At 69.3% G+C, this 23,537-nt stretch carries 20 protein-coding genes; 7 read left to right on the forward strand and 13 right to left on the reverse strand.

Annotated features, from left to right (window positions below; translation table 11 throughout):
* Positions 1 to 2 precede the first annotated feature (2 nt).
* A complete protein-coding gene (locus tag ACT54R_RS10085) occupies positions 3 to 1,238 on the reverse strand; it encodes a pyridoxal phosphate-dependent aminotransferase (protein ID WP_476325877.1) in 1,236 nt (411 codons plus the stop codon).
* A gap of 275 nt (positions 1,239 to 1,513) precedes the next feature.
* Here ACT54R_RS10085 and ACT54R_RS10090 point away from each other — a divergent pair, with 275 nt between their 5' ends.
* Positions 1,514 to 2,116: a malonic semialdehyde reductase gene (locus ACT54R_RS10090; RefSeq protein ID WP_168458503.1), complete on the forward strand. Its 603-nt coding sequence runs from the start codon at positions 1,514 to 1,516 to the stop codon at positions 2,114 to 2,116.
* A gap of 62 nt (positions 2,117 to 2,178) precedes the next feature.
* On the opposite strand, the gene ACT54R_RS10095 is transcribed toward ACT54R_RS10090, so the two are convergent.
* From ACT54R_RS10095 to ACT54R_RS10130, 8 genes are all read right to left on the reverse strand, one after another.
* Entirely contained in the window at positions 2,179 to 3,786 is a 1,608-nt protein-coding gene (locus tag ACT54R_RS10095) for an ABC transporter substrate-binding protein (RefSeq protein WP_476325879.1), read from the reverse strand.
* 78 nt (positions 3,787 to 3,864) lie between these two features.
* Positions 3,865 to 4,983, reverse strand: a complete 1,119-nt coding sequence (truB, locus tag ACT54R_RS10100) for a tRNA pseudouridine(55) synthase TruB (protein WP_476325881.1) — start codon at positions 4,981 to 4,983, stop codon at positions 3,865 to 3,867.
* A complete protein-coding gene (gene rbfA / locus ACT54R_RS10105) occupies positions 4,980 to 5,435 on the reverse strand; it encodes a 30S ribosome-binding factor RbfA (protein ID WP_476325883.1) in 456 nt (151 codons plus the stop codon). The genes truB and rbfA overlap by 4 nt, the downstream gene beginning before the upstream one ends.
* Positions 5,436 to 5,606: 171 nt before the next feature.
* Entirely contained in the window at positions 5,607 to 8,816 is a 3,210-nt protein-coding gene (infB, locus tag ACT54R_RS10110; RefSeq protein WP_476325885.1) for a translation initiation factor IF-2, read from the reverse strand.
* Positions 8,813 to 9,577 (reverse strand): RNA-binding protein, encoded by a 765-nt coding sequence (locus ACT54R_RS10115; RefSeq protein ID WP_476325887.1) that lies wholly within the window; start codon positions 9,575 to 9,577, stop codon positions 8,813 to 8,815. The genes infB and ACT54R_RS10115 overlap by 4 nt, the downstream gene beginning before the upstream one ends.
* Positions 9,578 to 9,597: 20 nt before the next feature.
* Positions 9,598 to 11,190, reverse strand: coding sequence for a transcription termination factor NusA (nusA, locus tag ACT54R_RS10120; protein WP_476325889.1), 1,593 nt, complete (start codon positions 11,188 to 11,190; stop codon positions 9,598 to 9,600).
* The gene (rimP, locus tag ACT54R_RS10125) at positions 11,190 to 12,050 is read right to left on the reverse strand and encodes a ribosome maturation factor RimP (protein ID WP_168458509.1); all 861 of its coding nucleotides are present in this window, start codon (positions 12,048 to 12,050) and stop codon (positions 11,190 to 11,192) included. The genes nusA and rimP overlap by 1 nt, the downstream gene beginning before the upstream one ends.
* A 629-nt stretch (positions 12,051 to 12,679) precedes the next feature.
* Positions 12,680 to 13,192 (reverse strand): universal stress protein, encoded by a 513-nt coding sequence (locus ACT54R_RS10130; protein ID WP_476325891.1) that lies wholly within the window; start codon positions 13,190 to 13,192, stop codon positions 12,680 to 12,682.
* A 183-nt stretch (positions 13,193 to 13,375) separates the two neighbouring features.
* On the opposite strand from ACT54R_RS10130, the gene ACT54R_RS10135 reads away from it, so the two are divergent.
* The 5 genes from ACT54R_RS10135 to ACT54R_RS10155 all read left to right on the forward strand — a co-directional run bounded on the left by ACT54R_RS10135 (position 13,376) and on the right by ACT54R_RS10155 (position 18,038).
* Positions 13,376 to 13,813 (forward strand): GlcG/HbpS family heme-binding protein, encoded by a 438-nt coding sequence (locus tag ACT54R_RS10135; RefSeq protein WP_476325893.1) that lies wholly within the window; start codon positions 13,376 to 13,378, stop codon positions 13,811 to 13,813.
* 298 nt (positions 13,814 to 14,111) lie between these two features.
* A complete protein-coding gene (rpsO, locus tag ACT54R_RS10140; protein ID WP_024281319.1) occupies positions 14,112 to 14,381 on the forward strand; it encodes a 30S ribosomal protein S15 in 270 nt (89 codons plus the stop codon).
* A gap of 233 nt (positions 14,382 to 14,614) precedes the next feature.
* Complete coding sequence (gene pnp / locus ACT54R_RS10145) at positions 14,615 to 16,795, forward strand: polyribonucleotide nucleotidyltransferase (RefSeq protein ID WP_476325895.1); 2,181 nt, start codon at positions 14,615 to 14,617, stop codon at positions 16,793 to 16,795.
* 135 nt (positions 16,796 to 16,930) lie between these two features.
* Positions 16,931 to 17,311: an MbcA/ParS/Xre antitoxin family protein gene (locus ACT54R_RS10150; protein WP_168458513.1), complete on the forward strand. Its 381-nt coding sequence runs from the start codon at positions 16,931 to 16,933 to the stop codon at positions 17,309 to 17,311.
* A complete protein-coding gene (locus ACT54R_RS10155; RefSeq protein WP_476325898.1) occupies positions 17,271 to 18,038 on the forward strand; it encodes an RES family NAD+ phosphorylase in 768 nt (255 codons plus the stop codon). Before ACT54R_RS10150 ends, ACT54R_RS10155 begins: the two co-directional genes overlap by 41 nt.
* Positions 18,039 to 18,040: 2 nt before the next feature.
* On the opposite strand, the gene ACT54R_RS10160 is transcribed toward ACT54R_RS10155, so the two are convergent.
* Both ACT54R_RS10160 and ACT54R_RS10165 read right to left on the reverse strand, forming a co-directional pair.
* Positions 18,041 to 18,361 carry a YbaB/EbfC family nucleoid-associated protein gene (locus tag ACT54R_RS10160; RefSeq protein ID WP_476325900.1) on the reverse strand — a complete coding sequence of 107 codons (321 nt, stop codon included), beginning with the start codon at positions 18,359 to 18,361 and terminating at the stop codon, positions 18,041 to 18,043.
* Between the two features lie 82 nt (positions 18,362 to 18,443).
* Positions 18,444 to 20,312 carry a DNA polymerase III subunit gamma/tau gene (locus ACT54R_RS10165; protein WP_476325902.1) on the reverse strand — a complete coding sequence of 623 codons (1,869 nt, stop codon included), beginning with the start codon at positions 20,310 to 20,312 and terminating at the stop codon, positions 18,444 to 18,446.
* A gap of 178 nt (positions 20,313 to 20,490) precedes the next feature.
* Between ACT54R_RS10165 and ACT54R_RS10170 the strand changes: the two genes are divergently transcribed.
* A complete protein-coding gene (locus tag ACT54R_RS10170) occupies positions 20,491 to 21,729 on the forward strand; it encodes a TIGR03862 family flavoprotein (protein WP_476325904.1) in 1,239 nt (412 codons plus the stop codon).
* On the opposite strand, the gene ACT54R_RS10175 is transcribed toward ACT54R_RS10170, so the two are convergent.
* Positions 21,719 to 22,276: a DUF924 family protein gene (locus ACT54R_RS10175; RefSeq protein WP_476325906.1), complete on the reverse strand. Its 558-nt coding sequence runs from the start codon at positions 22,274 to 22,276 to the stop codon at positions 21,719 to 21,721. The two genes, ACT54R_RS10170 and ACT54R_RS10175, sit on opposite strands and share 11 nt — an antisense overlap.
* The gene (locus ACT54R_RS10180) at positions 22,273 to 23,439 is read right to left on the reverse strand and encodes a CobW family GTP-binding protein (protein WP_476325908.1); all 1,167 of its coding nucleotides are present in this window, start codon (positions 23,437 to 23,439) and stop codon (positions 22,273 to 22,275) included. The genes ACT54R_RS10175 and ACT54R_RS10180 overlap by 4 nt, the downstream gene beginning before the upstream one ends.
* Positions 23,440 to 23,537: the final 98 nt, after the last annotated feature.

Genomic DNA, 23,537 nt, shown 5'->3' on the forward strand with positions numbered 1-23,537 from the left:
CCTCACGCGGCGTCCGATCCCGTCGGCCGTGTCCGCTCCAGCCAGTCGACCAAGCGCCGGCTCGCCTCGGCGAGCTGCGCATCGCCCCGCGCGAAGCACAGGCGCATGAATCCCTCGCCGCCGAGCCCGAAGGCGGTGCCGGGGGCAAGGCCCACATTGGCCTCGTCCACCAGGGTCAGGCCAAGGCTGCGCACGTCGCGCCGGCCCTCGATGCCGAAGAACAGGTAGAAGGCGCCGGGCGGCTTCACGAGGTCCACCCGGCCGGTGGCGAGCAGCGCATCGCCCACGAGATCGCGGCCGCGGCGGGCGCGGGCGATCTGCTCGGCGACGAAGGGCTCGCCCTGGTCCAGCGCCGCGATGGCGCCGCGCTGCATGAAGGCGGCAACGCCGGAGGTGGAATACTGGATGAGGTTCTCGATGATCTGCCCGAGGCGCGGATGCGCCTCCAGCCAGCCGATGCGCCAGCCGGTCATGGCCCAGTTCTTCGAGAAGGTCTGGACGAAAAGGATGTGGTCCTCCTCGTCCATGATGTCGTGGAAGGACGGCGCCCGCCCCTCCTGCCCATAATAGAAGCGGCCATAGATCTCGTCGGCGATGATCCACAGGCCGTGGCGGCGGGCGAGGGACAGCACCGCCTTGAGGTCGTCGAGCGTCGCCACGAAGCCGGTGGGATTGGCCGGGGTATTGAGGAAGATGGCGCGGGTCGCGGGCGTCACCGCCGCGGCGAGGCGATCGTGATCGAGGGAGAAGCCCTCGGGTCCGTAATTGAAAGGCACATAGACGGCGCGCGCGCCCGCCTTCTGCGCCGCCGCGGCGGCATTGGGCCAGGTGGGCGAGGGGATGAGCACCTCGTCGCCTGCCCCCGCCACCAGCGCCATGGCCACGTGGATGGCCTGCATGCCCGAGCCGGTGACGAAATAGCGCTCCGCCATGTCCGGCACGCCATAGAGGCCGCTCATGTAGCGGGCGATGGCGGCGCGCAGCTCCGGCAGGCCGCGCTGCCACGTGTAGAAGGTCTCGCCCGCGTGGAGGGCGGATGCGGCCGCCTCGCAGATGAAGGGCGGGGTGGGCACGTCGCCCTCGCCGGCCCAGAGCGGGATCATGCCGGGCCGGTCGCGGCCGTAGTTCATCACCTCGACGATCCCGCTCTCGGGCAGCGCGCGCACGTGCTCGCGCACACGCTCCAGATAGGGATCCTCCACGGGCAAGGCGGGGACGGGCGCAGCAGGGGAGATCATGGATTGCTCGCGGGCACGAAAGCAGGGTGGAGGCGCGGAGGGACATCGGCGGGTGCGCCGGCGCGACTTATAGAGCCTGGGCGCGCCCGTGCGCCATCAAATGAAGTGGCGAACCGATCAGCGCCGGTGATGAATCGCATACGCCGTAACGTCATTGCACAAACGCAATAGCCTCTTGCGAAGCGGGACCGTTGCCGGCGCGGACGCGCGGTCCTACGTCCATTGCATCACCCGCGCACCTCCCTGCGCTCGCCGGTTCAAATTGGATGCCCCCCATGTCGCAGACCGTCACCCCGGCCATCGATGCCGCCGCCATCGACCGCCTGTTCCTCGCCGCCCGCTCCCAGAATGGCTGGACCGATGCGCCGGTCACCGAGGCGGAAGTCCGCGCCCTCTATGATCTGGTGAAGTACGGCCCGACCTCCGCCAACACCCAGCCCGCGCGCTACGTGTTTCTCACCACCGCGGAAGCCAAGGAGCGCCTGCGCCCGGCCCTGCCGGAGAGCAACCACAAGATCCTCGCCGCGCCGGTGGTGGCCATCATCGGCTACGCCCTCGACTTCCACGACAAGATCCCCGAGCTGTTCCCGCACTATCCGCAGTTCCGCGACCTGTTCATCAACAATCCGGGCATGATCGAGCCCCACGCGTTCCGCAATTCCTCGCTGCAGGGTGCCTATCTCATCCTCGCCGCCCGCGCGCTCGGCCTCGATGTCGGCCCCATCTCCGGCTTCGACGCCGCCAAGGTGGACGCGGAATTCTTCCCCGGCGGCACCACCAAGACCAATTTCATCGCCGCCATCGGCCACGGCGATGCCTCCAAGGTGATGCCCCGCCTGCCGCGCCTCGCCTTCGAGGACGCCGCGCAGATCCTCTGATCGCGTTCCCGGAATGAAAAAGGGCGCCCCAGTGGGGCGCCCTTTGCGTTTGTGGGCAGGCCTCAGTTGAGGCCGATGGTGGTGAGGTCCTGGAACCAGTGCTGGGCCTGCACGAAGCTCTTCACCTTGGGCGAGAGCGCGTGCGGGTTCACGTCGTGGACCACCCAGACCAGAACGGCATCGTCCACCACCTGCTGGTGCACCTGGGCAAGCAGCTCGTCCTGCTTCTTGGTGTCAAAGGTGCGCTTCGCCTCGTCGATGAGGGCATCCACCTTGGGGTTGGAGTAATAGCCCCAGTTCACGCCCACCGGCGCCACCTGCCGCGAATCGAAGAAGCGGATCAGGGCGTAGAGCGGGTCGGAGGTGACATAGGCGATGTTGTTCGAGGTGATGCCCTCGTTCATCGGGTCCTTCGCCCCCTTGCGCCAGGCGGTGTAGAGCGCCTCCAGCTCCACCACCTTGAACTCCACGTCGATGCCGATCTCCTTGAAGCTCGCCTGCAGGAACTCGTTCATGGGCAGGGAGAGCATCTGACCGGTGCCGCCGGCGGCAATGATGAAGGTAGTCTTGAGCGGCTTCTCTTTGGAATAGCCCGCCTCCTGCACCAGCTTCTTCGCGGCCTCGGGATCATACTTGAGGTCAAAGGTGGGCTTGCCGAACCAGGGGCTCGTCTTGTCCACCTGCCCCTTGGCGGGCTGGGCGAGGCCGTTCATCAGCTCCACCACGCCGTCGCGGTCCACCGCGAGGTTCAGCGCCTTGCGCAGGCGGATGTCGGTCCAGGGCGAGCCGGGCAGCATGGAGAGGTGGTAGTTCCACACGTGCGGCGTGACGTTGGTCACGAGCTTCATCCCCGCCGCCTTGAGCTGCGGCACGGCGTCGGGCGCGGGGGTCTCGATGAGGTCCACCTGGCCAGCGAGCAGCGCGTTGGTGCGGGTCAGCGCCTCCGGCATGGGGATGAGGATCATCCGGTCGGTCTTGGGCAGGCGGGTCTTATCCCAGTAATCGGGGTTCTTCACCAGCTCCAGCCGCTCGCGCGGCACTAGCTTGTCCTGCTTGAAGGGGCCGGTGCCCGAGGGGTTCTGGGCGAACTTGTCCCAGTCCTTGCCGAGCTTCTCGTATTGCGCCGGGCTCGACACCAGGAACCAGAGCATCTGGTAGGGGAAGAACGAATCCACGTCCTTGGTGGTGATCTCCACCGTCATGTCGTCCACCTTGCGCCAGGAGGCGATGGACGGCAGGCGGGTCTTCACCTGGGCGGACTGGCGCTTGTCGAACTGGGGTGCCTTCTCGTCCAGCACCTTGTCGAGGTTCCACACCACGGCGTCGGCATTGAAGTCCGAACCGTCGTGGAACTTCACGCCCTTGCGCAGGGTGAACAGCCACTTCTTGGGATCGGCCGGGTCCACCTTCCACTCGGTGGCGAGGCCCGGCACCAGCTTGCCGGGCCGGTCGGCCACGTTCATCTCCCAGGCGACCAGCGGGTCGTACAGGGTGTAGCCGGTGAATTGATAGGCACCTGCCCCACGATCAGGCTGACCGGTGGTCTGCGGAATGTCCGCCATGGAGATGCCATAGCGGACCACGCTCTCCGCGCCGGCCGGTGCCGCTCCGGCAAGACCGAGGAAAAGCGCGGTGGCGAGAGTGGTTCGAAGCGCGCGGAAACGCAGCATCTATCGTCCTTCCGTGAGTAAGCCCCACGGAAGGAAGGCAAAAGATATGCCGTATGCTTCGCTTTTGCGAAACGGGCGTCAGCGCCCACGCCGGGGCGGACGGCCGGAGGGCTTGCCCGAAGACTTGCCAGAGGACTTGCCCCAGTTGAACACGCGGTGCGGGAACACCTCGCCGTTCTCGCCGTCGCCGATGGCGATGAGCGCACCCTGGCAGGACACCGCCACGTGGCCCTCGACGATGGGCGCGTCGCGGCCGCGCAGGATGATGCTCTGTCCGCAGCGCAGGCGATGGGCATCCTGCGGCGTAACGTTGAGCTGGGGAATCTCCTCCAGCGCCACGGCCACCGGATCGAGGGCGTCCATCAGCGCCTCCTCGCTCGCCTCGGCGCGGTCGCGCAATTCGTCGAGGGGCACGAGGCGCTCCTCCAGGAACGGCCCGACGCAGGCGCGGCGCAGCTGGCAGATGTGGCCGCGCGAGCCGAGCATGCGGCCGAGGTCGCGGGCGATGGCGCGCACATAGGTGCCCTTGCCGCACTCGGCCTCGAGCACCGCATGGTCGGCGTCCGGACGCTCCATCAGCTCGATGCGGAAGATGGTGACGGGGCGCGCCTCCAGCTTCACCTCCTCACCCTCACGGGCGAGGTCGTAGGCGCGCTCGCCGCCGATCTTCAGCGCCGAATAGGCCGGCGGCACCTGCATGATCTCGCCCCGGAACGTGGGCAGCGCCGCGAGAATCTCGTCGTCCGAGGGGCGCAGGTCCGAGGTCTCGACCGCCTTGCCCTCGGAATCGTCCGTGTCCGTCTCGGTGCCGAAGCGCACCGTGAAACGGTAGGTCTTGCGGCCGTCCATCACATAGGGAACGGTCTTGGTGGCCTCGCCGAAGGCGATGGGCAGGCAGCCGGAGGCCAGAGGGTCGAGGGTCCCGGCATGTCCGGCCTTCTTGGCCCCGAAGATGCGCTTCACCACCGCCACCGCCTGGGTGGAGGTCATGCCGGTGGGCTTGTCCAGCAGCACCCAGCCATCGAGGTCGCGCTTGGGCGCACGGGGGCGGTTGTCCTGCTCGCGGCTGGCGCGGGGCTGCTCGCCGGCGCGGGGCGCTTCGGCCGCTTCAGCAGCGACGGCGGTCTCGACAACGGCTTCAACGATGGGCTCGGCGGCGGCTTCAGCCGCGGCTTCGGCAATGGCTCGGACGGTCATTCGGCGTCAGTCTCTTTGTCGGTCGAAGTCTGGTCGGTCGCGTCCTCGGCGCCGCTCTCAAGGGCATCGAGGTCGCGCTGCACCTGGGGGGAGCGCAGGAGCGCATCCATGCGGGCGCCCTCGTCGAAGGACGTGTCCTTGCGAAAGCGCAGCTCGGGGACGCTCTTCAGCTCCACGCGCCGCGCCAGCTCGCCGCGAATGCGGCGGGCATTGTCGGCCAGCGCCTTGATGACGGGGGCGATGTCCTTGCCGCCGAGGGGCATGACGTAGCAGGTGGCGATCTTGAGGTCCGGCGACATGCGCACCTCGGGCACCGTGATGATGTGCCCGGCGAGCACCGGATCGATATGGTCGCCGCGGGACAGCACGTCGGCCAAAGCATGGCGGACAAGCTCGCCCACGCGCAGCATGCGCTGGGAGGGGCCGCCTCCCGTGCGGGTGTCGGGTTTCATTTTTCTTCTGCTTCGTTCGGCGCCGGCAAAGCCGTGGCGCCTTCTCCTCGATTGTGGAGCGGACGGGTTTGGACCGTGCCGTTCCGGTTAATCGTCGACGCCTCCGGCCTTCTCCCCGTCAGGAGAGGAAGTTCGGAGGCGGAAACGTCGAGCCTTGCGCTCGTCTTCAGGTCACAGCGAGCGCTGGATCACCTCGACGCGGAAGCACTCGATCACATCGCCAGCACGCATGTCCTGGTAGTTCTCGAAGGACATGCCGCAGTCCTGGCCCGCGTGGACGGTGTTCACCGCATCCTTGAAGCGGTTGAGCGTCGCGAGCTTGCCTTCGTGGATCACCACGTTGTCGCGGATGAGGCGCACGTGCTGGCCCCTCTCCACGACGCCGTCGGTGACCTGGCAGCCCGCGACCTTGCCCACCTTGGAGACCAGGAAGATCTCCTTGATGAGGGCGTTGCCCAGCATGGTCTCGCGGTTGATGGGCGCGAGCAGGCCGCTCATGGCCTTCTTCACGTCATCCACGAGGTCGTAGATGATGTTGTAGTAGCGGATTTCGATGCCGGCTCGCTCGGCCGCGTCGCGCGCTTCCTTGTTGGCGCGCACGTTGAAGGCGATGATCGCCGCGCCGGAGGTCTCCGCCAGCGTCACGTCGCTCTCGTTGATGCCGCCCGCGCCGGAATGGATGATGCGGGCCTGCACCTCGTCGTTGCCGACCTTCTCCAGCGCGCCGATGATGGCTTCCACCGAGCCCGACACGTCGCCCTTGATGATGAGGGGGAATTCCTTCCGCCCCGAAGCCTTCACCTGGCTCATCATCTGCTCCAGCGAGCCGCGGATGGTGGCGGAACGGGCCGCCGCCTTCTCGCGCTTCTGGCGCTGGCGGTAATCGGTGATCTCGCGGGCGCGGGCCTCGTTCTCCACCACGGCGAGGCGGTCGCCCGCCTCCGGCGTGCCGTTGAAGCCCAGCACTTCCACGGGGAAGGAGGGGCCGGCCGCGTCCACATTGGCGCCGGTGTCGGAGATGAGGGCGCGCACGCGGCCCCACTCGGCGCCGGCCACCACGATGTCGCCCACGTGCAGGGTGCCGCGCTGGACGAGGACGGTGGCCACGGGGCCCCGGCCGCGATCGAGCTTGGCTTCCACCACGGTGCCTTCGGCGTCGCGGTTGGGATTGGCGCGCAGGTCGAGCAGTTCGGACTGGAGGGCGATGGCCTCCAGCAGCTTGTCGAGGTTGAGGTGCTCCTTGGCGGAGACTTCCACCTCGAGCGTCTCGCCGCCCATGCTCTCCACCTGCACTTCATACTGAAGCAGTTCGGAGCGCACGCGCTCGGGCTTGGCGCCGGGCTTGTCGATCTTGTTGATGGCCACGATCAGCGGCACGCGCGCGGCGCGGGCGTGGTTGATGGCCTCCACCGTCTGGGGCATCACGCCGTCGTCGGCCGCCACCACCAGCACCACGATGTCCGTCACCTTGGCGCCGCGGGCGCGCATGGCGGTAAAGGCGGCATGGCCGGGGGTGTCGATGAAGGTGATCTTCGAGCCCGAAGGCGCGGTGACCTGGTAAGCGCCGATGTGCTGGGTGATGCCGCCGGCCTCGCCGGAAACGACGTTCGCCTTGCGGATGGCGTCGAGCAGCGAGGTCTTGCCGTGGTCGACGTGGCCCATGATGGTCACGACCGCCGGGCGGGGCTCCAGCGTCTCGGGGGCGTCCGGGGTATCGAACAGGCCTTCCTCGACGTCGCTCTCCGACACGCGGCGCACGGTGTGGCCGAGATCCTCGGCGATGAGCTCGGCGGTATCGGCGTCGATCACGTCGGTGATCTTCACCATCTGCCCCTGCTTCATCAGCATGCGGATGACGTCCACGGCCCGCTCCGACATGCGGTTGGCGAGTTCCTGGATGGTGATGGTCTCGGGAAGGATCACCTCACGGGCGATCTTTTCCTTGCTCTCCTGCTGCCGGTGACCGGTCATGCGCTGGGTGCGGCGCCGGAACGAGGCGACCGAACGCTGGCGCTCCTCCTCGCCCGACTGGGCGGTGACGAGCGTCAGGCGGCCGCGCTGCTTCTCCTGGCCGGCGGGCGCACGGGGCACCTTGACCGGGGCAGCCGGGCGGGCGCCCGGTCCACGGCGGACGGCACCGCCACGGCGTTCTTCTTCCTCGGTGCCACCCGCTGCCGGAGCGGTGGTGCCGGCGGGGCGGGGGGTGAGCGGACGGGCGCTCGTGGCACCGGCACCGGCGGGACGGGCGCCCGCGCCCTGCTCCTCGCCGCCAAAGCGCTTGCGCGCCTCCTGCTCGGCCTTGCGCTTCTTGTCCTCTTCCTGGGCGCGGCGGGCCTCGTCCTCGCGCTTGCGGGCCTCGGCGGCCTCACGCTCGGCACGCTCGGTGCGCTCGCGCTCGGCGCGGCGACGGGCCTCCTCCTCGGCGGCACGGCGCTCCTCGGCCATGCGCTGCTCTTCGACCGCGCGAACGCGGGCGTCGGCGAGCGCGCTGGCGCGGGCGTTACGCTCTTCCTCGGTCAGGGTGCGCAGCACCACGCCGGAACCGCCGGGACGCTGCTGGCCGGGACGCGACGGGGCGCCACCGCCACCGGGGCGACGGTCCCGATCCGAGCCGGGCCCGCCGGAACGCGGCGGCTGGCCGGGACGCGACGGCGCGCCAGGGCGCGACGAGGACTGGCCCGCGGAACCGGGACGGGAGGTCTGGCCCGAAGCGGAGCGCGGTCCCTCGGAGGGACGCGCGCCGGACGGCGCGGACGGACGGGCCGCGGCAGGAGCCGGTGCGGAAGGCGCTGCCGGCTTCGGAGCCGCAGGCGCCGCCGGAGCGGCGGCAGCCGGAGCTGCCTCCGGCTTGGCGGCAGCAGGCTTGGCAGCAACCGGTTCGGCCGGTGCCGGCTCGGCAGGCGACGGAGCGGCGGGGGCCGGAGCAGCAGGCTCAGGAGCGGGCGGTGCAGCCGGGGCCTTCGCCTCCACCTGAGCGGCGGGCGCAGGCGCGGCCGGAGCCGGCGCAACGGGAGCAGCGGCAGGCGTGGCAACAGGTGCGGCCGGCGGTGCAGCCGGAGCCTTGGCTTCGACCGGCGCGGCGGGAGCCGGAGCGGACGGCGCGGGAGCCGCCGGTGCGGGACGGGCAGGCGCAGCCGGAGCCACAGGCGCCTTCGCCTGCGCAGGCGGGGCGGCCGGAGCCGGCGCCGCAGGCGCGCTCCCGTGTCCTGCCTCACCTGGGGCGATGACGCGGCGCTTCACCTTCTCCACCACGACCGCCTTGGAGCGGCCATGGCTGAAGCTCTGGCGCACCGTTCCCTGCTCCACCGGGCGCTTCAGCGTGAGCGTCTTGCCGGGGGCGGGATGCAGCGTCTTGTCGCCTGGGGTCTTGGTGTCGTTCATTCCGTATCCGTTCCTTGCATCCGGCCGGGGTCATGCGGGAGATCAGCACCATGGCTCAAATCATTGCCATGGCTGGGGTTTGGACCCTGCCCGAGCGTCTCGCCGAGGGACGTACCCGTCCGCCAGCGCGAGAGCCTGTGGCAGCGCTCCAGAAACCCTTTGGCCGTCGGATGCGCGAGCAGCGCCGCATGTACCACATTTGACCGCCCCAACGCCAAGTCCAAATCGATGCCGGGAAAGCAATCGACCACGGTGACCGCTCGGAAACCGGCGGCCTCGACCTGACGCAGGAGGGCATTGAGCTTGCGCACCCCGTCCGGGCGCGCGTCACTGGCGTTGAGGACGACCAGCACATCGCCGGTGCCCAGGGCCGCCTCGACCTTGGTGTGGCCCGTCACGACCCGTCCCGCCTTGTTGGCGAGGGAGAGGGCGGCGAGGGCGTCCTTGTAGATGAGCCGATCCACCAGATCGGCAAGATCGGGCGCGGCCTTGCCGCGACCCTTGAAGGCGCGGCCGAAGGCCTTCTTCTTCAGCGCCGTCTCGAAATCGGCGCGCGTGGCCCCCACCCAGGCACCACGGCCGGGGAGCTTACGCGAAAGATCCGGGATGATGGCGCCGTCCGGCGCCACCACGAAGCGGAGCATGTCGGCCACCGGCAGCACCCGCCGCGTGGCGAGGCACAGGCGCGACAAAGGCGCCCGCGCCGCAGACAAGCTGCGCGGCCCCCCGTCCGTCTCGTCCTCGTCCAGTATAGCGTGCACCAGTGGTCATCTCCTTGGGCTCAGGCGTCTTCGGCCGGGGCGTCTTCGCCCTCGGCTTCAGGCTCGGCCTCGATCCAGCCCGCGGCGACGCGGGCCTGCATGATGAGGGCCTCGGCGTCCTCGCGGGAGAACTCGAAACCGTCCAGCGCGCCGGCATGGCGGATGGTCTCGCCGTCCTTGCGCTCGCTCCAGCCGATGAGATCGTCGGTGGCGCAGCCGGCGACATCCTCGACGGTCTTGATGTCGTTCTCGCCGAAGGCGACCAGCATCTTGGAGGTGACGCCGGGCACGTCCTTCACTTCGTCCTCGACGCCCAGCTCCTTGCGGCGGGCGTCGAGCGCCTCCTCCACCTCGGCGAGGTGCTTGAGGGCGCGGGACTGCAGCTCGGTGGCGGTGTCCTCGTCAAAGCCTTCGATGGAGGCCAGTTCGGAGATCGGCACGTAGGCGATCTCCTCCACCGAGGTGAAGCCCTCGGAGGTGAGCAGCTGGCCCATCATCTCGTCGAGATCGAGGGCCTCGGAGAACATCTTGGTGCGCTCGGCGAATTCCTTCTGCCGCCGCTCGCTCTCCTCCTGCTCGGTCATGATGTCGATGTCCCAGCCGGTGAGCTGGGTGGCGAGGCGCACGTTCTGGCCGCGGCGGCCGATGGCCAGCGAGAGCTGGGCGTCGGGCACCACCACCTCGATGCGCTCGCGATCCTCGTCGAGCACCACCTTCACCACCTCGGCGGGGGCAAGGGCGTTGACGATGAAGGTGGCGATGTCCGGGTTCCAGGGGATGATGTCGATCTTCTCGCCCTGCAGCTCGTTCACCACCGCCTGAACGCGCGAGCCGCGCATGCCGACGCAGGCGCCGACCGGGTCCACCGACTGGTCGCGGGAGATGACGGCGATCTTGGCGCGGGAGCCGGGATCGCGGGCCACCGCCTTGATCTCGACGATGCCGTCGTAGATCTCGGGTACTTCCTGCGCGAACAGCTTCGCCATGAACTGGGGATGGGTGCGGGAGAGGAAAATCTGCGGGCCGCGCGGCTCGCGACGCACGTCGTAGATGTAGGCGCGGATGCGGTCGCCGGTCTTCACCGTCTCGCGCGGAAGGAGTTCGTCGCGGCGCAGGATGCCTTCGCCACGGCCGAGGTCCACCACGACGTTGCCGTACTCGACACGCTTCACGAGACCGTTCAGCACGTCGCCGATGCGGTCCTTGTATTCGTCATACTGCCGGTCGCGCTCGGCCTCGCGCACCTTCTGCACGATGACCTGCTTCGCGCTCTGCGCGGCGATGCGGCCGAAATCGAAGGGCGGCAGGGTGTCGGCGATGGTGTCGCCCACCTGCGCCGCGGGATTGTGGCGGCGGGCGCCGTCCAGCGTGATCTCGGTGGCGGTATTCTCCACCTCGTCCACCACCAGCAGGTGGCGCGCAAGGCGCAGCTCGCCGGTCTTGGAGTTGATGTCGGCGTGGATGTCCGTCTCCTGGCCGTAGCGCGAGCGCGCGGCCTTGGCGATGGCATCTTCCATGGCGGCGATGACGATGCTGCGGTCGATGGACTTCTCCCGCGCGACCGCATCGGCGATCTGCAGGAGCTCCAGCCGGTTTGCGCTGACGGCGACCATCAGTGCTTCTCCTTCACGCTGCTGGCGTTGGCCGAGGAGGCGGCCGTCTCGAGGCCCGCCTTCTTCTTGGCGTTGGACTTCTTTCCATCGGGCTTCTTGCCCGCGACCTTGGATTTCTTCGCCTTCTTGCCGGCGACCTTGCCGGTGGCGGCCTTGTTGGCAACCGGACCGCGCGCCGGCTTGGCGGGCGCCCCGTCGTCGTCACCGTCCAGATCGCCCGGCTCGAACGTGTCGTCGGCCTCCAGCGGATCGACGGTGTCGAGGAAGTCTTCGGCCTCCTCGTCCAGCTCCTGGCCGGCGGCCTTGGCCGCGCGCAGCGCCTCGCGGATCAGCGCGTCGGTGAGCACGAGGCGGGCATCGTGGATGTCGCGGAGCGGCAGGCGGACGGTGGGCTCTTCGTCGGCGCGCGCATCGGTGCGGCGCACCAGCGCATCGCCATCCTCGGCACCGGTGAGGATGCCGCGGAAGCGCTTGCGGCTGTCCACCGGCACGCTCATCTCCACCTTCACCTCGTGGCCCGCCCAGCGCACGAAATCCGACAGCCGCACCAGCGGCCGGTCGATGCCCGGCGAGGACATTTCGAGGCGATAGGCGCTGGCGATGGGGTCTTCCACATCGAGCACCGGCGAGAGGGCGCGGGAGGCGGCCTCGCAATCGTCGATGGACATGGTGCCGTCGGGGCGCTCGGCCATGATCTGCACGGTGCCGCCGTCCCGGTTCGTCACCTTCACGCGCACCAGGCGATAGCCCAGGCCGCCGAGCACGCCGGAAGCGATGGCGGCGACGCGGGCCGCCACGCCGGTCTCGGTGATGAGGCGCGGCTCGTTGGGATCGTCCAGCACGGCGTTGATCTCGGTCATGTCACTCCGGGTGCGGATCGCTTCGCGCCGGCTTGTCCGCCGCGCGTCGTCCGCTGGTTCATTTTTTGCCGGACGCGGCGGCTCGGCACCGGCGCCCGAAATTCATATGGCCATCAGGCCCGCCCGGCACCCCGAAGGGCGCATCCTGGTGTCGCGGAACACCGGATAAGCAGAAAAGGAGCGGGTCCCGACCGGGGCCCACTCTCATCACCTTCGACTGCGATGGCGCTGAGGCATCCCCATGGGGGACGGCGCTAATATAGACGGAAATGCCGGACACGCAAGCCCGGCATCCAAGTTAGCGCTTTGCCGGCAATGACCTGCGATTCGCGCATGGCACATCCGCCCCACCCGAGCCGGGCCGCCGCAATTGCGCCGCACGCGGGGTGTTCAACCCCGCCGACCGCGCTCCGCCTCGACCCGTCGATGGCGACGCCCGACGCTGAAGAGCCCGCCATCATCGTATCTCGATGGCCCGTCCGCGTCAGGCCTGCCGCGCCCGATCCGCCAAAGCTGCCGGATCAACCAGACATGCGAACCGCCGTCCCGAGCGAGGATCAAGTCCTTGCGTTTCTCGCCGGGCCGCGCGACCGCCGGGATGGAGCGATCCGTCCCGGCGGTTTACGCTCTCAGGCCAGTCCGTCCAGTTCCTGATCGGTCAGCGCGCCCGGCACGATGGTGACGGGGATGGGAAACCGTGCCGCATGGCCGGCGGCGAGCGAGGCCACCAGCGGCCCCGGCCCTTCCTTTCCGGTCCCGGCGGCAAGCACCAGAATGGCGATATCGCGGTCCTCATGGATCACCGCGCCGATGGCCTCCGCCAAAGCACCCTCCCGGATCACGGTCTCCGGTGCGATGCCGGCCACCTGCCGCGCCCGCGCGACGTACTTGGCGAGCCGCGCCTCCATCTCCTCATGAGCCTCGGCCCGCATCAGATCGGCGACGCCGAGCCATTGCTGGCTGACGCCTTCAAGCTCCAGGACCCCCAGCATCACCACCCCGCCCTCGGTGCCGGCGGCGCGGCGGGCGGCGTAATAGACGGCGCGGTCGCATTCCGGGGTATCGTCCACCACCACCAGAAACTTGCGACGATGCCCGGGTTCGCGGCTCTGGCGCGGGGCTACGGTCCGCGTGGGGATCATGACGGCTCTCCCGGATCGGATCTCTGGGGCGGGGCGGCGCATGGTGGCACGGCGACGGGCGCACAGGGGAGATGATTTTCCCGCCCTCCCCACCCGGTTCGCATCGGGCGCCGCATGGGCTAGAGGGAGACATCAGAGGCAATCGCGACGCCGCCCGGCGTCCGAAGGGGAAAGGACCAAGGCGTGTCGGAACTCAAGCTCGATCAGGCCCAGACCATCGTCACGACGGCCCTCGCCCATGCGCGGGCGGGCAGCATGAACCCGCTCGCCGTCTGCGTGCTCGATGCGCGCGGCGCGCTCAAGGCGGCCGGATCCGAGGACGGCACCAGCCTCAACCGCATGGACATCGCCCTCGGCAAGGCCAAGGGCGCGCTGGCGCTGGGCATGGGCTCGCGCTCCCTGTTCAAGCGGGCGAAGGATCAGCCCTTCTTCATCGCCGCCGCCACCTCGGCCATCGGCGGCTCGCTGATTCCCGTGCCGGGCGGCGTGCTGATCCGCTCCGGCGACGGCAAGGTGATCGGCGTGGTCGGCATCTCCGGCGACACCTCTGACAATGACGAGGCCTGCGCCATCGCCGGCATCACCGCCGCCGGCCACACGCCCGATCAGGGCGCGGACTGAGCCCCCGGAAGGGGCGAAACATTCCGCTGGCCGGGCGCGGAAATTTGGATATAGTCCGCCGCGCGGACGGTGCCCTTCGGGGCGCCGCGTTTCCTGTTGGCAGCTTAATATGCTGACGACAATACGGAAACGGCAACGGGCGGTCGCTGGACCCAACCCGCGTTTCGCACAGCGTCGACCGTGCTGGACGACATCCCGGCCCGGCCGAGCGGAGATCGAGAGCCCGCCGTTACCTCTCCGAGGGACCCGGCGCCAGGGCTTCCGCCTCCTCCCCACTCTCTGTTGAAAGGATTGACCGATGTCGATCACGGCCGAGCGCAAGCAGGCGCTCATCAAGGACTTTGGTGCCAAGGACGGCGACACGGGTTCGCCCGAGGTGCAGGTGGCGATCCTCACCGAGCGCATCACCAACCTCACCGAGCACTTCAAGTCCCACAACAAGGACAACCACTCGCGTCGCGGGCTTCTGAAGCTCGTCTCGCAGCGGCGCAGCCTCCTCGACTATCTGAAGAAGAAGGACGAGGGCCGCTACAAGTCCCTCATCGGCCGTCTGGGCATCCGCCGCTGACGCCGGTTTCCGGCGCCGGCCGAGGAACGGTTGGCGCCGCGCGCCCCCGCCACGGGGGGTGCATTTGCGCAGCGGGCATGGGGCCTGCTGCGGGTCCGTGAATGGAAGAAGCCATGGCAGGATCGCCGGACGCAACCGTCGGAGCCCCCGCATGAGGGGTTGGCTTCGCGCGGCGCGTCCGGCCGTCTTGCTCATGGCTTTTTTCGTTCGCGCCTGAACTGAAAGAGCAAGACATGTTCGATATCCACCGCGAAGAGCTGGACTGGGGCGGAACCACCCTCACCCTCGAGACGGGCAAGATGGCCCGTCAGGCCGACGGCTCCGTGCTGGCCACCTACGGCGATACCAAGGTCCTCGCCACCGTCGTCTCGGCCAAGGAGCCGAAGCCGGGCCAGGACTTCTTCCCGCTGACCGTGAACTACCAGGAAAAGACCTACGCGGCCGGCCGCATCCCCGGCGGCTACTTCAAGCGCGAGGGTCGTCCGTCCGAGAAGGAGACACTGGTCTCCCGCCTCATCGACCGCCCGATCCGCCCCCTCTTCCCCGAGGGCTACAAGTGCGACACCCAGGTGGTCGTCACCGTTCTGGCGCATGACCTCGAGAACGATCCGGATATCGTGTCGCTGGTCGCCGCCTCCGCCGCGCTGACCCTCTCCGGCATCCCCTTCATGGGTCCGGTGGGCGCCGCCCGCGTCGGCTTCATCGACAATGAGTACGTGCTCAACCCCACCGTGGACGAGGTGAAGGAAAGCTCCCTCGATCTCGTGGTCGCCGGCACGGGCGACGCGGTGCTGATGGTGGAATCGGAAGCCAAGGAGCTGCCCGAGGAAATCATGCTCGGCGCCGTGATGTTCGGCCACCGCCACTTCCAGCCGGTGATCGAGGCCATCATCCGCCTCGCCGAGAAGGCCGCCAAGGAGCCCCGCACCTTCGCGCCGCTCGACGTCTCGGAGATCGAGGCCAAGGTGAAGGAGATCGCCGAACACGATCTGCGCGCCGCCTACAAGATCAAGCAGAAGCAGGACCGCTACGCCGCCGTCGGCGCCGCCAAGTCCAAGGTGAAGAAGTATTACGAGGAGCTCGCCATCGGCGGCACGTCCGTGCCGAACCCGCAGGTGGTCTCCGAGGTGTTCAAGGCGCTCGAAGCCAAGATCGTGCGCTGGAACATCCTCGACGACGGCATCCGCATCGACGGCCGCGACGTGCGCACCGTGCGCCCGATCGTCTCCGAGGTCGGCATCCTGCCGCGCGCCCACGGCTCGGCCCTGTTCACCCGTGGCGAGACGCAGGCCCTGGTGGTCGCCACCCTCGGCACCGGAGAGGATGAGCAGTTCATCGACAGCCTGGAAGGCACTTACAAGGAGCACTTCCTGCTGCACTACAACTTCCCGCCCTTCTCCGTGGGCGAGACCGGCCGCATGGGCTCGCCCGGCCGCCGCGAGATCGGCCACGGCAAGCTCGCCTGGCGCGCCATCCACCCCATGCTGCCGGCCAAGCACGAGTTCCCCTACACCCTGCGCGTGGTGTCGGAGATCCTCGAGTCCAACGGCTCGTCCTCCATGGCCACCGTCTGCGGCACCTCGCTGGCGCTGATGGATGCGGGCGTGCCGCTGCGCCGTCCGGTGGCGGGCATCGCCATGGGCCTCATCCTCGAGGACCAGAAGTTCGCGGTGCTCTCCGACATCCTCGGCGACGAGGACCACCTCGGCGACATGGACTTCAAGGTGGCCGGCACGGAGCAGGGCGTGACCTCGCTCCAGATGGACATCAAGATCGCCGGCATCACCGAGGAGATCATGAAGGTCGCCCTCACCCAGGCGAAGGACGGCCGCGTCCACATCCTCGGCGAGATGGCCAAGGCCCTCACCACCGCCCGCGCGGAACTCGGCGAGCACGCCCCGCGCATCGAGGTGATGAAGATCGCCGTGGACAAGATCCGCGAAGTGATCGGCTCCGGCGGCAAGGTGATCCGCGAGATCGTCGAGAAGACCGGCGCCAAGATCAACATCGAGGACGACGGCACCATCAAGATCGCGTCCGCCAACGGCGACTCGATCAAGGCGGCCATCAACTGGATCAAGTCCATCGCTTCCGAGCCGGAAGTGGGCCAGATCTATGAGGGCACCGTGGTGAAGGTGGTGGACTTCGGCGCCTTCGTGAACTTCTTCGGCTCCAAGGACGGCCTCGTCCACGTGTCGCAGATGGCCAACGAGCGCGTCGCCAAGCCCTCCGACGTCGTCAAGGAAGGCGACAAGGTGAAGGTGAAGCTGATGGGCTTCGACGAGCGCGGCAAGACCCGCCTGTCCATGAAGGTGGTCGACCAGGCCACCGGCGAGGACCTCGAAGCCAAGGCCAAGGCCGAGCGCGAAGCCGGCCGCACCGCCTCCGAGGGCGAGGCCGGCGCGGCGGAGTGATCTTTCGCACCCGCGTTGAATGGGGAAGGGCGGCCGCGAGGCCGCCCTTTTCTTTTGGGCCTCTCCAAGCGCGAAGATATTCCCCTAGAAATTATCCCGTGCTATTCTTTCCAGATGAATGCACCGGGAGCCCACATGCGTGCTGCCCCCCTCGCCGAAGCGCCCCTCAGCCAGGGCGCGGTTCTGACCAAGGCCCTGCTGCGCGCCGCGGACCGGCTGGGCGTCACGGGCGCGACGCTCGCCACCGTCGTCGGCCTCAGCCCCGCCTCGCTGACCCGCATGAAGAAGGGTGAATTCGCGCTGGAGGCCGGCACCAAGCCGTTCGAGCTGGCGATTCTGTTCGTGCGCCTGTTCCGCTCGCTGGACGCCATCGCCGGAGGGGATGAGCGCATCGCCCGCGCATGGCTCACCAGCCCCAACACCGCGCTGGACGCCGCGCCCATCGACAAGATCAGGACCATTCCGGGATTGATGGATGTCATCGCCTATCTGGACGCCCGACGCGCTGTCGTCTGAGGCGCGGCCCTATGCCGGGCGCTGCTGGCGGCTGGTGGAGGCGCAGCACCTCACGTCCACGCTCAAGCTGGTGGACGACACCGACGAGCAGAAGGTGCTGGAAGACCTCATCGAGGCCACCAAACCACCGCTCCCGCCGGAATGCCGACACCTCGACTATCTGCTCTTCACGCCCTTCCGCTACGAGCCGCCCTATCCCCATGGCTCGCGTTTCCGCCGCGCGGGGCGCACGGCCGGCGTCTATTATGCGGCGGAGCGGCCGGAGACGGCGCTGGCGGAGCTGGCCTTCTATCGCCTGCTGTTTTTCGCGGAATCGCCGGGGACGCCATGGCCGCGCGGCGCCGGCCAGTTCACGGCCTTCGCTGCCGAGGTGCGGACGGACCGCCATCTCGATCTCACGGCAGAACCGCTCTCCCGCGACGGGTCGGCCTGGACCCACCCCATCGACTATGCCCCCTGCCAGCATCTCGCCGATGCGGCGCGGGCGGCGGCGGTGGAGATCATCCGCTACCGCTCGGTGCGCGATCCCGATGCGGGCGCCAACCTCGCCGTGCTCGCCTGCGCGGCCTTCGCGGCCCCGGCGCCGGTGGAGCGGCGGACATGGCACGTGTTGCTCGGCCGCACCGGCGTTTCAGCTGTCTGCGAGGCGCCGCGCCAGCGACTGTCCTTCGGGCGGGAGGCCTTCGCCGCAGACCCGCGCCTCGCCGGCATGGTTTGGGAGCGCTGACGTCAGAACAGGTTCAGCCCCGGCGGCAAGGCCAGCCCGCCGGTGAGCGACTTCATCTTCTCCTGCATCACCCGCTCGGCCTTGCCGCGGGCGTCGGCCAGGGCGGCGACGATGAGGTCTTCGAGGATTTCCACCTCGTCCGGCTTCACCAGCGAGGGGTCGATGCGCACCGCCTTGCATTCGCCCTTGGCGGTGACGCGCACCGAGACGAGACCGCCGCCGGAGCTGCCTTCCACCTCGACGGTCTCCAGTTCCGCCTGCATCTGCTGCATGCGGTCCTGAAGCTCCTTGGCCTGCTTCATCATGCCCATGAGGTCGCGCATGGTGCTGTCATCCCTTGCTTGAGCAATTCCAGCGAAAGTGGTTGCGTAAGAAAACAAACAGATAGAGCACACCCGGTGTGCTCTAGAATTCGATCTCGTCGTCGGCGCCCGGTCCGGCGAGGTAATCCTCCTCGGAGGGCGCCAGCCCCTCGTCGGCGGGGGGCTCCTCGCGGGTGCGCACGTCCACCACCTCGGCGCCGGGGAAGCGAGCGAGCACGGCGGCGACCAAAGGATGGGCCTTGATGCCCTCCTCCCGCTCGGCTTTCACCGCCGCATTCTCCTCCGCCAGCGTCGGCCCGCCGGACTGGGAGGAGACCGAGACCATCCAGCGCCGGCCGGTCCAGTCGTTGAGCTTGCGGGAGAGGTCCTGGATGAGGCTGCCGGGCGCGCCGGGCACCAGCGCCACCTCGATGCGTCCGTCCTCCACATGCACGGGGCGCAATTGCGTCTCGATACCGTGCTTCAGGGCGAGATCGCGGCGGGCCGCAGCGAGCGCCGCCACATCCGCAAGGCTGCCGAGGCGCGGACCTTCCGCCGGCAGCGCCGCGCGGGCATCGGTGCGGATCTCGACGCGCGGCTGGGGCCGGGCTTCCGCCGGGCGGGGCGCGAGGGAGAGGCGCGGGCCACCGCCGCCGCCACCGCCGGGGGGCGGCATCGATGGCGCGGAGGGCGCGGGCGCCGGCTGGTCCTTCAGCCGCCGCAGCGCCTCGTCCGGGCTCGGCAGGTCGGCGGCATAGGCGAGGCGCACCAGTACCATCTCCGCCGCCTGGGCGGGCTTGGGCGCCTGCTGCACCTCGCCGATGCCTTTCGAGAGCATCTGCCACGCGCGCGCCAGCACCCGCATGGACAGGCCCTGCGCCATCTCCGACCCACGCACCCGCTCGGCCTCGACCAGCGCCGCGTCGTCGGCCGCGTCGGGCACGATCTTCAGGCGGGTGACGAGATGGGTGAAGTCGGCGAGGTCGGTGAGAATGACGGCGGGGTCGGCGCCGGAATCGTATTGGTCGCGGAATTCCGCCAGCGCGCGGGCCATCTCGCCCTTCATCAGCGCCTCGAACAGATCGATGACGCGACCCTTGTCGGCAAGGCCGAGGAGGCGCCGCACCTCCTCCGCGCTCACCGTGCCGCCGCCATGGGCGATAGCCTGATCCAGCAGCGAAAGACTGTCGCGCACCGAGCCCTCGGCCGCGCGGGCGACGATGGAGAGCGCCTCCGGCTCGATGGTCACGCCCTCGCGGGCGCAGATGCCCGAGAGGTGCGCGGCGAGCGTGCCCGCCTCCACCCGACGCAGGTCAAAGCGCTGGCAGCGGGACAGCACGGTGACGGGCACCTTGCGGATCTCGGTGGTGGCGAAGATGAACTTCACATGCTCCGGCGGCTCTTCCAGCGTCTTCAGCAGCCCGTTGAAGGCCGCCGTGGAGAGCATGTGCACTTCGTCGATGATGTAGACCTTGTAGCGCGCCATCACCGGGCGATAGCGGGCGCTCTCGATGATCTCGCGGATGTCGTTGATGGAGGTGTTGGACGCGGCGTCCATCTCCATCACGTCCACATGGCGGGATTCGATGATGTCGCGGCAGTGCTTGCCCATCACCGCGAGATCGAGGCTCGGGCCGCCGGGGGCGCCGTCCGCCGGCTCGTAGTTCAGCGCGCGGGCGAGGATGCGGGCGGTGGTGGTCTTGCCCACGCCGCGCACGCCGGTGAGGATATAGGCCTGCGCGATCCGCCCCGAGGAGAAGGCGTTGCGCAGGGTGCGGACCATGGCCTCCTGGCCGATCAGGTCCGCGAAATTCTGCGGCCGGTATTTGCGCGCGAGCACGCGATAGGCGCCGGGTGAGGATTGGGTGGGTGTTGGGGGGGCGGCCGGCGCCGACGGCGGCGCAGCTTCGGGCAGGCCGAGGTCGAAGCCCGGTCCATCCTGCTGGTCGTCGATCTGCTGCTCGTCGCTCATCTGGCTGCCTTCGGGGCCGTCGCTGGCCTGCCCCATACATAGCATCGCGCGCCCGCACGTCGATGGGCGGGTCGGCAAATCCCCGCCGTCCACGGCTTTGCAGACCAGAGCCGAGAAAGCTGGCGTCCGGAGCGCCGCCGTGCTTACACGCGAGCGCCTTGCAATCGTGGACCCGATCGTGACCCAGCCTCCCCCCTTCATCGCCATCGTCGGTGCCGGCCCCGCCGGGCTCGCGGCCGCGGAGGTGTTGTCGGCGGCCGGTCTGCGGGTGACGCTCTATGACCGCATGCCGTCCGCCGCGCGAAAGTTCCTGATGGCGGGGCGCGGCGGGCTGAACCTCACCCATTCCGAACCGGTGGACGCCTTCCGCGCCCGCTATGGCACGGCCGCGGAGCGCCTCGCCCCCGCGCTCAATGCCTTCCCGCCGCAGGCGCTGCGCGAGTGGGCGGCGGGGCTGGGCGAGGAGACGTTCGTCGGCTCCAGCGGCCGCGTCTTCCCCAAGAGCTTCAAGGCCTCGCCGCTGCTGCGCGCCTGGCTGGGCCGCCTCGCGGCGAACGGCGTCACCTTCCATCCCCGCCACGACTGGCGGGGCTTCGACACCACCGGGACCTTGCTGTTCGAGACGCCCGACGGCCGGGCCGACGTGAAGGCGGATGCCGTCATCCTCGCCCTCGGCGGCGCCTCCTGGCCGCGGCTGGGCTCCGACGGCGCCTTCGTGCCGGCGCTGCGGAGCCTCGGCGTGGAGGTCAACGACTTCGTGCCGGCCAATATGGGCGTGCTCGTCCCCTGGTCCGAGGTTTTCCGACAGAAGTTCGCGGGCACGCCGCTGAAGCGCATCGCGCTTACCTTCAACGGCGTGACGGTGAGGGGTGAGGCCATGGTGAGCGCGGCGGGGCTCGAAGGCGGCGCCATCTACGCCCTTTCCGCGCCGCTCCGGCGGGCACTGGCGGACGGACCGGTGACGCTTCACGTGGATCTACGGCCCGACCTCGATGGCGCACAGCTGGCCCGGCGGCTCGGCGGTGGGCCGGGCAGCGCCTCGCTCTCCACTTTCCTCCGGAAGGCCGCGGGGCTGGCACCGGTGGCGGTGGGGCTCCTCCGCGAGGCGACCGGCCCGGCCAAGCTTGGCCCGGGCAAATCCGATCCGGCGACGCTGGCCCGCCTCATCAAGGCGCTCCCCCTGACCGTCACCGGCCATGCCGGGCTGGAGCGGGCCATCTCATCAGCCGGGGGCATCGGCTGGGAGGGCATCGCCGGAGACTTTTCGCTCCTCGGCCTGCCGCCCCACCTCCCGCCGGTGTTCGTCGCCGGCGAAATGCTGGATTGGGAGGCGCCCACGGGCGGGTACCTGCTTCAGGCGGTCATCGCCACCGGCCGGGCCGCTGGGGAAGGTGCAAAGGCACGCCTCAGCCGCTGAAGCCGCCGTTTGCCAGATAGTCCGCCTCTTCCGGCGTGGTCGCGCGGCCGAGGACGGCGTTGCGATGGGGGAAGCGGCCGAAGCGCTCGATGCACTCCTGGTGGATGAGCGCGTAGCGCAGTCCCTCCTCCTGCCCCAGCGCTTTGTAGAGCGCCACGCATCTGACCTGGGCCGCCCGGTCCTCCGCGTGCATGAAGGGCAGATAGAAGAAGCTGCGCAGCGCGTCGGGAATGGAGGGGTCCCTGTCGAAACCGCGGTCCACCGCCTTCTCCGCCGCCGCCAATGCCATGGCGTCGGTGGCGAACGCCTGCGGCGTGCCCCGGAACGCGTTTCGCGGCACCTGATCGAGCAGGATGATCCGAGCGAGCGCGCCGGGCGCGGTGCCCTGCCAGCCGTCGAGGGCGCTTTCCGCCGCCGCCTCATAGGCTGGGAGCAGAGCGGCGCGGACCTCTTCGTCGAATGCCGGACCGCCGCCGAACCACTTCTCGCGTCCGGCGGCCTGCCAGAAGGAGAGCACCGCCTCGGGGGTGGGGACGGGGGCGCTCATCGGGCCATCCCCGGAGGAGCCAGCGGATTGTCGGTGAGCGCGGCGCGGTCCGGCGTATCCACCTGCGGGATGCCGAGGAAGGCGTTGAACAGGCGGGCGATCACCTGCGGGTCGAGGTCGCGCACGATCATTACGAGGCGGCTCCTGTGGTCGTCGTCGGGCCAGCCGGCGAGGCGGGCGGGCGGGTGCATCACATGCTGCACGGCGTGAAGCACCACGGGCGTGTCCGGTTCCTCGGCCAGCTTCACGATGCCCTTCATGCGGAGCAGGCTGGCGCCATGGGTTGCCCGCAGCAGCTCGAGGAACAGGTCCAGCGTCGCGGCCGGAATGGCGGCGTCGGTGGCGAGGGTGAAGGCGCGGATGCGGCTGTCGTGACGGTTGGGATCGAGACCCGCGGGGTCCAACTCGCTTTGCGCCGCCGCTACGTCCTCTGCGGCAAGCCAGCGGGCTACGTCCGGGGTCCGCGTCTTCGCGTCGAACAGGCCGGCGCCGAGCAGGGCGTCCGCCGTCGCTTCCCCCGCCGCCGCATCGACGATCTTCGCCGCCGGGGCGAGGCGATGCAGCCGCGTCTTCAGCGCATGGAGGGCTTCAGCGTCCGTCACGAGATCGGTCTTGGTGAGGACGATGCGGTCGGCCACCGCCGCCTGCTTCACCGCCTCGGCGTGGGCATCGAGGGTGGCCTCCCCGTTCACCGCATCCACCACGCAGACGATGCCGTCGAGCCGATAGCGCAGGCCGAGATAGGGATGCGTCATCAGGGTGTGGATCACCGGCGCCGGATCGGCCAGGCCAGTGGTCTCGATGACGACGCGGGAAAAGGGCGGCAGGCGATCGTTGTCGCGGCCGCGCAGCAGGTCCTCCAGCGCGGCGACGAGATCGCCCCGCACGGTGCAGCACAGGCAGCCGGAGGAAAGCATCACGATGCCCTCCTCCACCGGCCGCACGAACAGATGGTCCAGCCCCACCTCGCCGAACTCGTTGATGAGAACGGCGGTGTCGGCCAGCGCCGGATCCGCGAGGAGGGCGTTGAGCAGCGTCGTCTTGCCGGCGCCGAGAAAGCCGGTGAGCACGGTGACGGCAATGGGATCGGGCGGCCCGCGGCGGGGCGCGGCTTCTGGCGGAGAGGCGCCTTCCGGGGGGAAAGCGTCGGAGGAGCCCGGCATGGGGTGTCTCCCGGACGGAGGGATGGATTGCCTCCCTGCCTCTACGAGACGGCCTGCCGGGTCAAGGGTGCCTTGACGGTTTGGACCCGCGACCTACG

This window comes from Xanthobacter sp. DMC47, from assembly GCF_056313845.1.